This window comes from Streptomyces sp. SS7 (genome assembly GCF_037993025.1).
Lineage (GTDB): Bacteria > Actinomycetota > Actinomycetes > Streptomycetales > Streptomycetaceae > Streptomyces.
Genome location: NZ_CP141223.1, coordinates 2,519,244 through 2,533,778, shown reverse-complemented (window position 1 = coordinate 2,533,778; position 14,535 = coordinate 2,519,244). Strand labels below are relative to the sequence as shown.

Genomic DNA, 14,535 nt, shown 5'->3' with positions numbered 1-14,535 from the left:
CCCACCTCGTGCCGGAGTCCTGCCGGCGCGATGCCCTGCACTGCCCTTCTGGCCCTGGAGGAGGACTCTCATGTCCGGCGAACCTGACACCGCTGCACAGACGGTCGGCGGCCCTGACCGCGTGGTCACCGACGAGCAACGGGCGTACTGGGCCCAGGTCGAGGCGCCCATGGCCTCCTGCACCGCCTTGATCACCGATGCTGACGGCCGGATTCTCGTGGTCGACCCGACCTACAAGGACGGCTTCGACATGCCCGGCGGCATGGTGGAGGCGGGCGAAACGCAGATCGAGGGCCTGGAACGTGAACTGGCCGAGGAACTCGACCTGACCGGCGTGCCGATCGGCCGGTTCCTCGTCCTGGACCAGGTCCCCGCTGCCCGGTACGGGCGGGCCATGGTCGTCACGGTGTTCCACGTGGGTCCCCTCACCGACCAGCAGACACAGTCCCTGCGCTTTGTGGACGGGGAGATCGGAGCCGCCGAGTTCCTGCCCGTCGAGGAGGCCCTCGCGCGGCTGCCGCACCGCCTCGCCCGCCGCATCCAGGCGGCGCACACCGCGCTGCTCTCGGGCGTGCCGGCCGTGCTGATCGACGGCACGTCCCACCTCCTGCCCGGCCCGGCCGTATCGGAGGCGCGATGAAGCGGCTCCTGAAACGGGTCTGGAAGACGGAACAGACCGTCTCTGAGTCCGAGGCCGCGCTCTTCGGCGGGGCGCTGCGCTACAACCTCGGATGGGTACGCCACGAGTACGCGCGGCTGGACACCAAATTCGCGCAGGCCGCCCGGATGGTGCCGGCCCTGGTGGGCAGCACCCTGCGCCTGGCCTGGCAGGCGGACCGCCGCGCCTTGCTGACCATCGGGATCGCCGAGGTGGGCCAGAGCATCACCCAGGGCGCCGGGCTGCTGGTCACCAACCAGGTCATCCAAGCCCTCCTCAAGGACGGGGACAACGTCTCCCGGCTGCACGCCGCCCTGCCGGCCTTGATCGCGGGCTGCATCATCGCGGTGGTCGGCACCGTCCTGGCCTGCTTGTCGACGGCGGGGACCGGGCGGCTTGAGCCGAAGGTGGAGAGGCTGGCCACCGAGCAGTTCCTGGAGGGCGCCGCCCACGCGGAACTTGAGGCCATCGAAGACGGCGAGTTCCGCACGCTCCTGGACTCGGCCTATTTCGGCGCCCAGTCCTCCCGCACCATGATCGGCATCTGCGTGGCCGTGGTGAACGGTGTGTTCTCGCTTGTCGCCGCGGCGGGCGTGGTTACGGTCCTCAGCCCCCTCTTGCTGCCTTTGCTGCTGCTCATCGCGCTGCCCCGTGGCTGGGGAGCCATGCATGTGGCCCAGCGCCGCTACGCCTCCCGGATGCAGTGGATCGAGCATGAGCGGGCCAAGCGTCTGGTCAACAACCTCATCACCGCCCGGGAATCCGCCACGGAGATCCGTGTTCACCAGGTCGGCCCGTTCCTGCTCGATCACTTCCACGAGATGGGCGAGACCGCCGAGGCCGAACAGACCCGTCTTGCCGACGGCCGCGCGGTCACCGAATTGATCGCCGCGGCCATGGCCGGCCTCGCCTCGGCGGCCACGTTCGCGGGCCTGGGCGCGCTGTGGCTGACCGGCCACATGAGCGCCGCCACCGTGGCCACGGCCGCCCTCGCGATCCGTAGCGGCTCCGCCAGCCTCGGCGTCCTCGTCGACAACGTCCTGCGGCTGCACGAGGAGTCCCTCTACGTCCGCGACCTTGACCGCTTCCGTGAGGAAGCCGAACGCCGGGCCATCCCCACGGGCGGCCAGCGCGTGAGCGACTTTCCCGACCAGGTCACCTTCGACAACGTGTCCTTCACCTACCCCGACCGCGATACTCCCGCCCTGCGCGAGGTGACCCTGACCTTCCCGCGCGGAGCCGTCATCGCCCTGGTCGGCGCGAACGGCAGCGGCAAGTCCACCGCGGTGAAGCTCCTCGCCGGGCTGCACCGGCCCACTGCCGGCCGCGTCCTGTGGGGGCCAACCGATCTTGTCGAGGCCGACCGGGTGGACATCTTCCGGCACGTGGCCGCTCTCGATCAGGGCTTCCAGCGCTGGCCCTTCACTCTGCGGACCAATATCCAGATCGGTCAGCCGGAACGCAACGCGGACGACGACATCGCCCGCGCCGCCGCCTACTCTGGCGCCGACAAGCTCGCCGCCGCTCTTCCCCGCGGTCTTTCCACCCTGCTGGCCCGGCAGTTCCGCGGCGGCCAGGAACTGTCCGGGGGGCAGTGGCAGACGGTTGGGCAAGCCCGGCTGCGGCATCGGCAGGCGAGCCTCGTCATCGCCGATGAGCCCACCTCCGCCCTGGACCCCGAGGCCGAGATCGAGTCCTTCGAACGCATCCGCCGCCTGGCCGATGAGGGCAAGACCGTCGTGCTGGTCAGCCACCGCATGGCCGGCGTCCAGCACGCCGACATCATCTATGTCCTGGACGAAGGGCGCCTCGTGGAGAGTGGCTCCCACCAGGAGCTCATGGCGCGGCCTGATTCCCAATACCGGCGCATGTACCTCATGCAGGCCAACCAGTACAGCAACGCCGCACTGCTGGTGCTGCCTACTCCCTCGGCCAACGGCGAATCACATGCCGCCAGCACCCCCGACTAACCGCCACCACCCGCCGCACACCACCCGGCCTGCCACGCGGCGGCCCAGCAAATGGGCCGCCGACCCGTTGTGGAGCACGCTGCGCGACCTGCTGGGCTGCGTCGGCGTAATCGCGGCCGGCCTCGCCATCACCACGATCGTCGCCCTGCTCACCGCCCACTTCCCCGACCACAGGATCCGTCCGTGACCAACCTGCCGCCCAAACTCGTCATCGGCACCCGCGACTCAGACCTGGCCCTGGTCCAAGCAGCCCACGTCGCCGACCTGCTCGAACGCGCCTTCCCTCAAGTTGCTGTACACGTCGCCCCGATGAAGGCCGCCGGCGACCTGCACCAGGGGCCCCTGTCCCAGATCGGCGGCAAAGCCGTCTGGGTACGCGAGCTGGACCGGGCCCTGGCCGCCGCGCGCGTCGACGTCACCGTCTCGTGCGCCAAAGACCTCCCCGGCCCCCACGAACGAGGCACCGACACCATCATCGGTGCCGTCCTGCCCCGCGAAGACGCCCGGGACGCCCTCGTCCTCCCCGCCGGACAGCCCGCCGCCACCCTGGACGACCTCCCACCCGGAAGCATCCTCGGCACCAGCGCACCGCGCCGCATCGCCCAACTCCGCACCCGCTACCCCCACCTCACCATCCAGCCGGTGCGCGGCAACCTGCTACCCCGCCTCGCCCGCCTCGACGCCGGCGAAGGAGACAAGCCGCTCGACGCCCTCGTGGTCTCCTACGCCGGACTGTGCCGGGTGTCCCAGGCGGACCGTGCCACCCAGCTCATCCCGCCTACGCTGCTGGCCCCGGCCACCGGCGCGGGCACGCTCGTCGTCGAGCAGCGCAGCGGCGACACCACCGCCACCCACCTCCTCGACGCCATCAACCACTCCGCCACCGCCCGGCTGCTGGCCGTGGAACGCGGCGTCCTCGCCCAGCTCAAAGGCAACTGCCAGACCGCCTGCTCCGTCCACGCCCACTACACCGACAAACCCCACCGGATCAGAGTCGACGCCGCCGTCTTCCACCCCTTGGGCGACGACGCGATCCACGTCGCCGCCACCGGACCGGCCGACGACCTCGGCGGCCTCGTGGAAAACATCACCCAGCTGCTGCATGGCGAAGGAGTCGAACGGCTCCTGCCGCGCTGACCCACGCGGCCCCGATCGCCAGCGGCAGCCCACTACGGGACGCGATGCCGTTACGGCGGGACCGTAACAAGCCATACTTACGAGGGGAGTTCACTGACGTGCCGCACCGATCCGAACCCGACGCCCGGGGAAGCCTGTGGCGGGACAGGGACTTCCGGCACTACGCGCTCGCGCAGGGCATCAGCGTGACCGGGAGCGGCGTGACCACGATCGCGCTGTCCGTCCTGGCCGTCGTCGACCTGCACGCCTCCACCTTCAACGTCGCGCTGATCTCCTTCGCCTCCAAACTCCCACCCCTGCTGCTGTCCCTCCACGCCGGCGTCCTGGCCGACCGCCGCCGCAAACGTCCCGTGATCATCACCTGCGACCTGCTCTGCGCCGCCGTCCTGCTCACCCTCCCCGCCGCGCAGCTCCTCGCCCGCATCACCCTGATCCACCTCTACGCGGTCGCCTTCACGGTGGCCGCCCTGCAGGTCATCGGCAGCAACGCGTCCATCAGCTACCTGCCCTCCCTCCTCGGCCCAGGCCGGATCAAGGACGGCAACTCCAAGATGGGCGCCAACAACTCCCTGGCCGACCTGATCGGCACCAACTCCGGCGGCGTCCTCGTCACCGTCCTCGGCGCGGCCCGCGCCGTCACCGTCGATGCCGCCTCCTACCTGGCCAGCGCCCTGCTCCTGTGGCGCGTCAAGCACCGCGAGGACCCGCCACCCGCCCGCACAGCGGGCACCAACCATTGGGCGGAAATCCGCGAGGGCCTCACCTACACCCTGCGCACCCCCGTCGTGCGCTCGATCGTGCTGTCGAATACGGCCACCTCCTTCGTCCTGGCCGCCAGCAGTGCCCTGTGGTCGCTGTACCTGCTGCGCGAACTGCACTGGAGCCCGACCGCCCTCGGGATCGTCATGGGCGCCGGCGGAATCGGCGGCATCCTCGGAGCCCTCGTCTGGCAGCCCCTGGAACGACGCTGGGGTCCCGGCCGGGTGATGCTCGGCGCGCTCGCCCTCAACCCCCTCGCCCAGATTCCCCTGGTCCTCGCCGGCCCCGGGCTCGGCGGGCAGATCGCCATCGGCGCTGGCATGGTCCTCCAGACCGGTGCCGCGGTGTGCCATGGCGGGCTCCAGCGCGCCGTCCGCCAGGAACTGGCACCTGACCATCTCCAAGGACGGGCCCAGGCCACCGGAGCCTGGCTCGCCTTCAGCCTGCGCCCGTTCGCCGCCCTCGCCGCAGGCGCGCTGGGCACCCTGCTCGGACTGCGCCCCACCCTCACGCTCGTCACCGCAGCCCTGGTGATCCCGTTCCTCGTGCTGTGGAACTCGCCCGTCCGCGCGCTCAGCACCGCCGCCCCCCTCCCACTGACCCCGACCGAGGAGCCCGCCAACCCATGACGATCACCAACCCGGCCGGGTACTGGGACCCGCTGTGGGCATCGGGACGCCGCTACCGCAGCCTCGGCCCTCAGGAACAGCAGCTGACCCGCCGCTTCCTCGGCGCCGGCCGCGGCCGGCCCGCGCTCGACATCGGCTGCGGCGACGGCGCTCTCGCCCGGTACCTGCACGCCGACCTGGGATACCGCACAACGGCGATCGACTGCTCCTCCGCCGCTCTGAAGATCGCGCAGGCCGAGCAAGACGGGAGCGACGGGCTGGTCTTTCAGCAGCTGGACATCGAGACCGACGACATCAGCGTGCTTCCCGACGCCGGCTACGCCCTTGTCACCTGCCGCCTGGTGTTCGCCTTCATCAAAAACAAGCCCGCCTTCCTCGACCGCATCAGATGTCTCCTCCCGCCTGGCGGAACTCTCTGGCTGGTGACCCCTCTTGCTGAACGCCTCCCGGAGGAACGGAAATCGATCGGAATCACCGTGCAGCAGGCGGAATTGCTGACCGCGTCCTGGTCATTGGTACGAAGCGAAGACCTGGACTCGATGCGCTGCTACGCTCTGCGCCCCTGACCCGCCACGATCCCAATCCTGACCTCGGCGAGGCCCTCCGGTGGCAGGGAAGGCCGGCTCAGGCCGCTGCTGCGCGCAGGTGAGCCAGCAGGCCCTCCGTATCCGTCAGATCCGGAACGACGAAGTCGGCGCCAGCGGCACGGAGTTCCGCCATCGAGTGGATGCCCGAGGCGACCGCAACACAGCGCGCCCCGGCGTCATGCGCGGCCTGCACATCGCGAGGCGTGTCACCGATCAGCACGGTCGGCATCGTCAGCGCCACGCCGTAGGCGGCGTGAATCCGGGAGCGGGCAGCATCGACGAGACAGGCCCGGTCCTCGCTGTCCTCGCCGTACCCACCCACGGCCATGTCGAGGAGATCGTCGAGACCGAACGCCCTCAGCTTGACGCGCGCATTCGCCGCGATGTTGCCCGTGAGGACTGACGAGCAGATCTCGGGGTCCGCTGCGAGCGCCTTCAACCCCTCCTGGACACCGGGCAGAACCCGGCCCCGTCGCCGCAGATCCTCCTCGCGGCCCCGCCCCGCTTCCTCCAGCGCCCGCTGCGCCGAGGCCCATCCGGGAACCGGCAGACCATGCCGGACGAACATCTCATGCATGATCGCCCGGTCCGTGCGCCCTTCCGTCGGCGCAGGCAGCTCGGCATCCCGCCCCGCGAGGGCCTTGAAGGCGCCGGCGTAGATCTCTTTGCTGACGCCGGCGTTGTCGACGAGGGTGTGGTCCACGTCCCAGAGCACGATGAGCTGCACTTGCCCAGGGTATGCAGCGTGAACTGCCTGTTAATAGTGCCCTCTTGGGACGTCCTGGCGTCCCGCAAGATCTTGCCGCGTCCCAGGACGTCCTGGAAAGATGCGAACGTGAACGAGCGGCTGCGTACGGTAATGCTCCAGCGGAAGGTGACTCCGGAGAAGCTCGCGGCCTCATGCCATGTAGACGTCAAGACCGTGGAACGCTGGATCAGCCTGGGGCGGCAGCCGCTGCGCCGGCACCAATGGGCGGTCGCGGAACTACTTGGCGTGGACGCCTCTTACCTGTGGCCGCCCGAGGAAGACGACGAGGAGCAGGCGCATACGACCGAGCAGACCGAGCTGGTCGCCGCCTTCCCTAACCGCGCGAGCGTCCCGCAGAAGACCTGGGTCCGCCTCCTGAAGTCCGCGCAGGAGCACATCGATGTCCTGGTGTTCAGCGGAACGTTCTTCGCCCAGACCAACCCGCGCGTGGCGGCGATGCTCGCCGAGCGCGCCGACGCCGGGGTCCGGGTCCGCCTCTGTTTCGGCGACCCGTCCGGCAAGGCGGTCGCCGTCCGAGACGAGGAAGAAGGGATCGGCGGCACGCTCTCCGCGAAGATCAGGGCATCGCTCACCTACTACCGCAAGTTGATCGGCACCCCCGGCTGCGAGGTGCGCCTGCACGACACGACCCTGTACAGCAGCCTCTTCCGTTTCGACGACGCACTCCTCGTCAACCCCCATGTGTGGGGGCAGCCTGCCAGCGCCAACCCCCTGTTCGAACTGCGACGCCTGGGGGACGACGGCTGGTTCGACCACTACGCCGGCAGCTTCGACGCGGTCTGGGAGACTGCGAAGCCCTGGTCACCCGAGTCCATGTGAGGAGCACGGCCCGCGATGGGACGTACGGAGTACTGGTACGACGAGAACGCACCGAAGCCGAACACGCTGATCCCGGCGTGCAACATGCTCGTCGCTCGCGAGTCCGACGGGGCGATCCTCCTGCAGCGACGCCGGGACACGGGGCAGTGGGCCCTTCCCGGTGGAGCCATGGACATCGGGGAATCCCCGGCGCAATGTGCGGTCCGGGAATGCAAGGAGGAGACCGGAATCGACGCCGAACCCACCGGGCTTCTCGGCGTGTACTCGCCCCCTGAACATGTCGTGGCCTACACGGACGGAGAGATCCGGCAGGCGTACGAGGTGACGGTGATCGGTCGGCCGGTCGGTGGCGAGCCCACCATCAACGACGAAGCCGACGACGTCCGCTGGATCCGGCCCAGCGACCTCCACTCTTACGACATCCACCCCTCCATGAGGAAGCAGATCGCTCACTTCGTCAACGGGGCGTACCCGCACGTGGACTAGAAGTCCGCGCCCCTACTCGCCGACCGCAGTGAGCTGGGCTTCGACCCTGTGTACAGCCGCGCACAGCTCGGGTTCCGCTCGACGGATGAACCGACCGACGATGCTGTCGAGACCGTACCGACCAAGGATCTCCGCCAAGCGGGCATCGACCGTGGTCGGCTCGCCGTCCGGCGTCGTGGTCATGTCGCAGTAGGCCAGTGCGTCGACCAGCGCGGGGTGATCGAGAAGGGGAAACTCGTCCTCAAGCTGCTCCCTCAGCCCGCGTTCCTCCGCCTCCAGCACGGCACACGAGTGGTTGGCGACCAACCGCACCAGCCGCTCGTCCGCGGCCGAGTGGTCGCGCAGGTAGCGAGCCCCGTCGAGCGGATGGAACCCTGTCACCGCCAGCGTCGGCGCGTAGCCGATGTCGTGCAACATCGCCGCAGCCCACAGCAGTTCTGCATCGACACCCAGGATCTCTGCTAGAACCCCTGCCTTCGCAGCTACGCCTTGGGAGTGCGTCCAGCGGCGCGGCAGAGGTTCCGCGAGGAGAGACTTGGCCAGGTCGCGGGCCCAAACGCTCAGATCCATGCTGGAAGACTAAGCCGGAACGCCCGGTGGGCGGCTGGTATCGGCTGGACGTCCCAGGACGTCCTCGTAGCTGTCCCCGGCAGCGACCGCTTGCCCGATGGGTGCCTGGCTCCGAGCCCCCTCCACCAGAACAGCGGGCAGCGCTGAGCACTGAGCAAGGGCCGACCGGAGCCTTCAGCTCACGGCAGACGAGAAAAAGCCCCAAAGGACTGGAACCCTTCCCCAGGTCCATGTCTGCCGAAAGATTTCGCCAGGGCGACCGAAGAGACAAGCATCAATTATCCATCACCCGCACTCATGTCTCCCGATGATGTCGCGAAGTACCTGGCCAAGCCGAAGAGTTGGGCTTACGGAGATTGGCGAAGCCAGGGAATTCCGTTCAAGAAGGTCGGTAACCCTCTTCGGTGTCGGCTGGTAGACCTTAATGAATGGCTCGATCAGCAAACCCCTTGAGGGCTCGGATTGGCTGTAAGTTCCGAGGTCAACTCGGCTAAAATGAAATGAGGTTGAGTGGTTAAGAAGGGTAACGGGTTGGGTGGCTCTCCCGTCGAGATCCAGCGCCGTGGGAGGCCGAATACTTGGGGGATACGAACGCCGTTTCACTTTGACCCGACCCAAGGCAAAAAGGTTCGGTACTGGACTGGGTGTGAGTTCGGAACAAATACCGAAGCGCAGCGCGCACTTCGCAAGTGGCTGACAGACCATGAGGCGGGGAAAGTCGTCGCACGATCCGACGTGAAACTCGGAGAGTGGATAGAAAAGTGGTTCGCCGGCCTACGGGTTGAGGCAACTACCCGCGCGGGATACGAACCCAAGATCCGGCTGCATATTAAGCCGCATATCGAAGCCAAGAAGCTCAGGGACGTCACCGGCGACGACCTTGACGCCCTGTACCGGATGCTGGAGACGGTTCCGTGTGCGACGAACAAGGGCAAGCCTCTGGGGGCCAAGTCCGTTCGCCACATCCACAACATCTTGTCGGGCGCGTTCGATGCCGCGGTCACGAAGAAACTCATCCCGGTCAATCCGGCGGCCACCGCTAACCCGCCCACAATCCGGCAGGCCAAGTCACAGCAGCGAAAGTTCGTGACGCTCGACGATGCCGGAACGGCCCGCTTCCTCGCGGACATCTGGACGCCGTGCGGTCGGCGCGGCTGCGGGCCGCTGCATTACTGCACGCGTGACGCGCCGCTGTGACCGGGTGAGCGTGGATCCGGGGGGGTTCACGGCGTGGGAGCCACCCCGTACCGCGAACCCCTCAGTTTGCTGCCCTTAAATTAGAAGGCCGCAGTGCGGTCTTCGCTGCGCGGATCGGTCACCTGGTGCTCGGCGTAGACGCCCGCGCGCGACTTACGACGCCAGGGACGCGCGTGGGTCACTGAATTGGCGGCGGCCTCGGAACCGTCGTCGAGGTCCATGACCGCCACCGACGGTGATCCGTCCTCGGGGCACCGCTCAAGCCAGTGGCCGTTGGGGGCGATGATTCCGGACGGCGCAGTGGCGCTGTGCTGCGTCGGCACCGAGAAGCTGACCCAGTAGCTGTTGACCGCAGCGTGGCCTTGGGCTTGGGCTGCGGCGTTGCCCGGGGAGATACCGGTCGTGGAGAACAGGACGCAGTCGACGTCCAGCTTCTCGTACTCGGCGAACAACTCCGGGTAGTGGATCTCCATGCCGAGCAGGCAGCCGAAGCGCACACCGTCGACGTCGAAGGTCACCGGCGAGATGCCCGGCGAATACATGTACGAGACCTTCGTGTTCGACAGCAGACGCTCGTCGTAACGCGTGACAACCTCGCCGCGATCGGAGATGACGTAGAGGCTGTTGTGCGGACGGTTCGGCCCGGTCAAGCGGTGCACCGAGGCGATCACCGTCCACAGCCGCAACTCCCGTGCCAACTCGACGATCGCAGCCAACTCCGCTTGCAGAACTGGCCACTGGCACCGATCCCAGTCCGCCGGGCCGACCGCGTCCGGGCCGTCGACGGACATGACGAGCTTGTTGGGAAAGCAGATCGCGCCCTCCGGGAAGTGCACGATCCTCGCGCCCCGATCACTCGCCTCACGCATCAGAGCGCGGACCTGACGGCCGCTTTCGCGCAGCGCGTCAACATCTCGGGGGTCTTCATGAACGGGGGTCTGCGTGACGGCGAGCCGTACGCTCTTGGGGTTCCTTGCTTCCGACATGACGTCTCCTGATGGAGTCGGACGGAAGTGCCGGAGGGCAGACGTGTAGGACTCGCCGGTCTTGGCGGTGCGGGCGCGTACCTGGCGCTTGAAGTTCCTGCGGGCTGTCATCGCGGCCTTCCACGCCTTGAGCGACGGTTCCCCAGCAACCTCGCCCGAGGCGATCGGGCTGCGACAGCGACCTGAGACGCTGGTCCCTTTGCCTCCGATGGGAGACCGTGCTGGGGACGGTCGCGGGAGGTTCGGCGTAGGCCACGCCATCCGTCATCATGCCGTTGGTCACGGGCTCCGTCAATCTGGCCGCCGTCACGCTCGGCTGGGGGTCGTGGACCACGGGCAGCGCGCCCCTTCGTGTGGCCGGCGCCGCATCATCGGGCGGCTGTCCTCGGCGGCGCGAGTCGATCGCCGCCACGGTCGATCCCGAGGACGCCGAGCGGGCCCGCGCTCCACACCCTCCTGGTAGAGGTGGCGCGCCGCCGAGAGAGCTGAGCGGCCGCACCCCGGTGGCTGGGCGTGACGTGCCCGCTGCCACGGCTGCCCAGGCGGGCGTGCTCAGCCCGGCCGGTGCTGCTCGCTGAACGCAGCCTTGCCCGCATCCGATCGCGTATCGGTCAGGGGATCGTCGATGATCAGGTGAAACCGCCAGCCCTCGAACGAGGACAACGCCTCGCCCAGCTCGTCCCACGACAGCGTCCGGCCGTCGACCACGACCCGCATCGGGCCGCCCTCAAGATCCGCGACCAGCCGGCCCGCCGCCTCCCTGTTGGCCACTTTCCACCCCGCGCCGTGCGGGTCCGGCTCCAGGTAGCAGCGGCCGATCTCCGCTTCGGCCTCAGCGCGCACCCGCGCGGCCAGCTGGTCCACGTCGGCATCGTGATCGCCGAGCACCGCGAACTCGAACCCGTCGTCCGTGTCCCGGCGTTCTTCGACCAGCCGTACCGAGATCCCGGTGGGGGCGCGCCAGAGCCGGTAGCGCAGCACATGGCGACTCCCATCCTCACCGACGACCTCCACCGGACCGGGAGCAACCGGGAGCCGCGGCATGCCCGTCAGCGCTGCGATCCGCACGTCCAGACACTGGTCGCACAGCGGGCCCACGTTGCTCAGCCACTGATCCGCCGGGACTCGCCCACATTCCCGGCACCCGGTCCCAGCCTGCACTTCGTCCATACGTTTCCACCTATTGCTCAGCCGGCTTGCTTCGGGGCCGCGACCGGGCCGAGATCGGCTTGGGGACAGGGCCGCTGAATCGGCCCGCGCCGCGTACTCGCCGACCGTAGAGGTCAACGGCAACTTGACCCGACACGCATCCCTAATTTCCCGACTTCCCGACGGCTCCCGGACGCACGAGGGAGCTCAGGGTGACCCGCGCTGTGCGCCCGTCGTAGCCGACGGGAACGAAGTCGATAGCATAGGACGTGGCGAACGAGGCCGTGCCGTGGCTGGGAACGCGATTGGCTGGACTGTTCTGGACAAGCCAGCGGCCAGTGAACGGGTAAGCCAAGTCGATCATCACCCTATCGGCGCATCGATTCATGAAACCCCAGCGATGCACTGCAGCGCCCCGTGAACCTCTCCCGTGGAGTGACTCAGCGACAACCTGCTCCAGGCCGTGCCGGAAGCGACCTGGGACGTACCACGGCAAAGCGTCAAGGCTCGAAGAACCATAAATGCCCAGTTCAGAGCGCATTTTCTCTTTAGGGCAGGCACCTCCGGGGGCGGGCAAGACCATGCTCGCGGAGCGGCTGCCGGCCGTCCTGCCCGTGCTGACCAGGGAGGACTCCCTGGAGGTCACCGCGGTCCACTCGATCGCCGGGCTCCTGCCACCGGGCAAACCGCTGATCGACGCCGCCCCGTACTGCGCCCCGCACCACTCGGCCACCATGCAGTCCCTGGTCGGCGGCGGGCCGGGGATCGCCCGTCCCGGCGCCGTCTCCCTCGCCCACCGGGGCGTGCTCTTCCTCGACGAGGCGCCCGAGTTCAGTACCCAGACCCTGGACGCCCTGCGTCAGCCCCTGGAGGCGGGCCATGTCGTGATCGCCCGCAGTGCGGGTGTGGTGCGCTTCCCGGCGCGCTTCCTGATGGTGCTCGCCGCCAACCCCTGCCCCTGCGGCCGCTTCTCGCAGCGCGACACGCTGTGCGAGTGCCCGCCCTCGGCGATCCGCCGCTACCACGCCCGGCTCTCCGGGCCCCTCCTCGACCGGGTCGACCTGCGGGTCGAGGTGGACCCCGTCGGCCGGCACGAGCTCGCTCACCGCGGCCCCGGAGGCGAGTCCACGGCGACGGTCGCCGACCGGGTCCGGGCCGCGCGTGAGCGGGCGGCGGCCCGGTTCGTCGGCACCCCCTGGCGGACCAACAGCGAGGTGCCGGGACGCGAGCTGCGCAGCCGCTGGCACGCGCGGTCCGGCGCGATGGACGAGGCCGAGCGGAACCTGGAGCGGGGTGTGCTCACCGCGCGCGGGCTCGACCGCGTCCTGCGGGTCGCCTGGACCGTCGCCGACCTCGTCGGCCACGACCGGCCCGACGCCACCGACGTCGCCCTCGCCCTGCAACTGCGGACCGGGGTCCCGCGCGGTGTGCCGATGGCCCTCGGGGCCCGGGCGTGAACCGCGTCGGCGAGCCGGAGTCCGACCGCCTCGCCCGGGTCTTCCTCTCCCGGGTGTTCGAGCCCGGCGACGAGGTCGGGGGGCGGTGGGTGCGGCAGTGGGGGTGCGCGGAGGTGGTGCGGCGGTTGCGGGAGCACCGGGAGCCGCCCGCCGGGACGGGCGAGCGGCGGTGGGCGGGGCTCAGGGCACGGGCCGCGGCGGCCGGACCGGAGCGGGACCTGGCGGTGGCCGAGGCCGCCGGGGTGCGGTTCCTGTGCCCCGGGGACACGGAGTGGCCCGGCACCCTGGACGACCTCGGGGACGCCCGCCCGCTCGGGCTGTGGGTGCGGGGCCGGCCCAGCCTGCGGATGTGGGGCCTGCGCTCGGTCGCCGTCGTCGGCGCCCGCGCCTGCACCGAGTACGGCGCCCACATGGCCGCTACCCTCGCCGCGGGCCTCGCCGAGCGCGGCTGGGTGGTGGTCTCCGGCGGCGCCTACGGCGTGGACGGTGCCGCCCACCGGGGCGCACTCGGCGCCGGCGGCGCCACCGTCGCCGTCCTGGCCTGCGGGGTCGACCGGCCCTACCCGCGCGGCCACACCGAACTGATCAACCGGGTCGCCGAGCAGGGACTGGTCGTGGGGGAGCTGCCGCCGGGTGACCATCCGACGCCCAGCAGATTCGTCCTGCGCAACCGGGTGATCGCCGCGCTCACCCGCGGCACCGTGGTCGTCGAGGCCGCCCACCGCAGCGGCTCCCTCGTCACGGCACGGGCGGCCCAGCGGCTCGGCCGGCACACCATGGGCGTCCCCGGCCCCGCCACCAGCGGACTGTCCGCCGGGGTGCACGAGCTGCTGCGCGGCGAGGCCGAACTCGTCACCGACGCCGCGGAAGTCGTCGAACTCGTCGGTGACATGGGCGAACTCGCCCCGGCCCGGCGGGGCCCGGTCCTCCCGCGCGACCTCCTGGAGCCCGGTGCCCGCCACGTCCTCGCGGCGCTCCCCGCCCGCCGCCCCGCCCGCGCCGAGGAGATCGCCCGCGGCGCCGGGACCAGCCCGGACGACGCGATCGCGAGGCTGTACGAACTCAGGGCACTCGGTTACGTCGAACGACACGGCGACGGCTGGAAGTTGACACGCCAGGCGATCGTCTCCGTTCGAGGGGCTCCCGGGCCGTGCTGACCGACGGTGTTCGGCCGTCCGGGGGAACGCCGAAGGCCTTGCGGTTTCGGCCGAGTTGACACCCCGCGAGGGTCACCCGCCGCGACCGCCGTGACCCGGCGGGGCGGTCGGCGGAACGTATCTGCGTACCCGCGCGGACCCGTCCTTCGCGCACCGCGACACTCCAGTCACGCTACGCTCACGAGGATTCCGGTACAGAACGGCA

The 14,535-nt window shown here is 69.6% G+C and carries 15 protein-coding genes and 1 pseudogene; 12 read left to right on the top strand and 4 right to left on the bottom strand.

The window, feature by feature from the left end; all coding sequences use genetic code 11:
• The first annotated feature begins 70 nt into the window (after positions 1–70).
• From U5640_RS11255 to U5640_RS11230, 6 genes are all read left to right on the top strand, one after another.
• Positions 71–640: an NUDIX hydrolase gene (locus U5640_RS11255; protein ID WP_340375649.1), complete on the top strand. Its 570-nt coding sequence runs from the start codon at positions 71–73 to the stop codon at positions 638–640.
• Complete coding sequence (locus tag U5640_RS11250) at positions 637–2,628, top strand: ATP-binding cassette domain-containing protein (RefSeq protein ID WP_340375648.1); 1,992 nt, start codon at positions 637–639, stop codon at positions 2,626–2,628. The genes U5640_RS11255 and U5640_RS11250 overlap by 4 nt, the downstream gene beginning before the upstream one ends.
• Entirely contained in the window at positions 2,606–2,815 is a 210-nt protein-coding gene (locus tag U5640_RS11245) for a hypothetical protein (protein ID WP_340375647.1), read from the top strand. Before U5640_RS11250 ends, U5640_RS11245 begins: the two co-directional genes overlap by 23 nt.
• Positions 2,812–3,765 (top strand): hydroxymethylbilane synthase, encoded by a 954-nt coding sequence (gene hemC / locus U5640_RS11240; protein WP_340375646.1) that lies wholly within the window; start codon positions 2,812–2,814, stop codon positions 3,763–3,765. The genes U5640_RS11245 and hemC overlap by 4 nt, the downstream gene beginning before the upstream one ends.
• A 98-nt stretch (positions 3,766–3,863) precedes the next feature.
• Positions 3,864–5,153 (top strand): MFS transporter, encoded by a 1,290-nt coding sequence (locus U5640_RS11235; RefSeq protein ID WP_340375645.1) that lies wholly within the window; start codon positions 3,864–3,866, stop codon positions 5,151–5,153.
• Positions 5,150–5,719, top strand: a complete 570-nt coding sequence (locus tag U5640_RS11230; RefSeq protein ID WP_340375644.1) for a class I SAM-dependent methyltransferase — start codon at positions 5,150–5,152, stop codon at positions 5,717–5,719. Before U5640_RS11235 ends, U5640_RS11230 begins: the two co-directional genes overlap by 4 nt.
• Positions 5,720–5,777: 58 nt before the next feature.
• Here U5640_RS11230 and U5640_RS11225 read toward each other — a convergent pair whose 3' ends face one another.
• Entirely contained in the window at positions 5,778–6,467 is a 690-nt protein-coding gene (locus U5640_RS11225; protein ID WP_340375643.1) for an HAD hydrolase-like protein, read from the bottom strand.
• Positions 6,468–6,575: 108 nt separating this feature from the next.
• On the opposite strand from U5640_RS11225, the gene U5640_RS11220 reads away from it, so the two are divergent.
• Together U5640_RS11220 and U5640_RS11215 are read left to right on the top strand one after the other, a co-directional pair.
• A complete protein-coding gene (locus tag U5640_RS11220; RefSeq protein ID WP_340375642.1) occupies positions 6,576–7,328 on the top strand; it encodes an XRE family transcriptional regulator in 753 nt (250 codons plus the stop codon).
• 15 nt (positions 7,329–7,343) lie between these two features.
• Entirely contained in the window at positions 7,344–7,814 is a 471-nt protein-coding gene (locus tag U5640_RS11215) for an NUDIX domain-containing protein (protein WP_340375641.1), read from the top strand.
• A 12-nt stretch (positions 7,815–7,826) separates the two neighbouring features.
• Here U5640_RS11215 and U5640_RS11210 read toward each other — a convergent pair whose 3' ends face one another.
• Entirely contained in the window at positions 7,827–8,384 is a 558-nt protein-coding gene (locus U5640_RS11210; RefSeq protein WP_340375640.1) for an HD domain-containing protein, read from the bottom strand.
• 297 nt (positions 8,385–8,681) lie between these two features.
• Here U5640_RS11210 and U5640_RS11205 point away from each other — a divergent pair, with 297 nt between their 5' ends.
• Together U5640_RS11205 and U5640_RS11200 are read left to right on the top strand one after the other, a co-directional pair.
• Positions 8,682–8,837 carry a helix-turn-helix domain-containing protein gene (locus U5640_RS11205; RefSeq protein ID WP_340375639.1) on the top strand — a complete coding sequence of 52 codons (156 nt, stop codon included), beginning with the start codon at positions 8,682–8,684 and terminating at the stop codon, positions 8,835–8,837.
• 282 nt (positions 8,838–9,119) lie between these two features.
• Positions 9,120–9,581: a hypothetical protein gene (locus U5640_RS11200; RefSeq protein WP_340375638.1), complete on the top strand. Its 462-nt coding sequence runs from the start codon at positions 9,120–9,122 to the stop codon at positions 9,579–9,581.
• A gap of 80 nt (positions 9,582–9,661) precedes the next feature.
• On the opposite strand, the gene U5640_RS11195 is transcribed toward U5640_RS11200, so the two are convergent.
• Positions 9,662–10,567 carry a carbon-nitrogen hydrolase family protein gene (locus U5640_RS11195; protein WP_340375637.1) on the bottom strand — a complete coding sequence of 302 codons (906 nt, stop codon included), beginning with the start codon at positions 10,565–10,567 and terminating at the stop codon, positions 9,662–9,664.
• 552 nt (positions 10,568–11,119) lie between these two features.
• A complete protein-coding gene (locus U5640_RS11190; protein WP_340375636.1) occupies positions 11,120–11,737 on the bottom strand; it encodes a hypothetical protein in 618 nt (205 codons plus the stop codon).
• 539 nt (positions 11,738–12,276) lie between these two features.
• On the opposite strand from U5640_RS11190, the pseudogene U5640_RS11185 reads away from it, so the two are divergent.
• Together U5640_RS11185 and dprA are read left to right on the top strand one after the other, a co-directional pair.
• Positions 12,277–13,173, top strand: a pseudogene (locus U5640_RS11185) (ATP-binding protein); the annotation flags it as partial.
• The gene (gene dprA / locus U5640_RS11180; RefSeq protein ID WP_340375635.1) at positions 13,170–14,330 is read left to right on the top strand and encodes a DNA-processing protein DprA; all 1,161 of its coding nucleotides are present in this window, start codon (positions 13,170–13,172) and stop codon (positions 14,328–14,330) included. The pseudogene U5640_RS11185 and the gene dprA, both read left to right, overlap by 4 nt.
• Positions 14,331–14,535 lie beyond the last annotated feature (205 nt).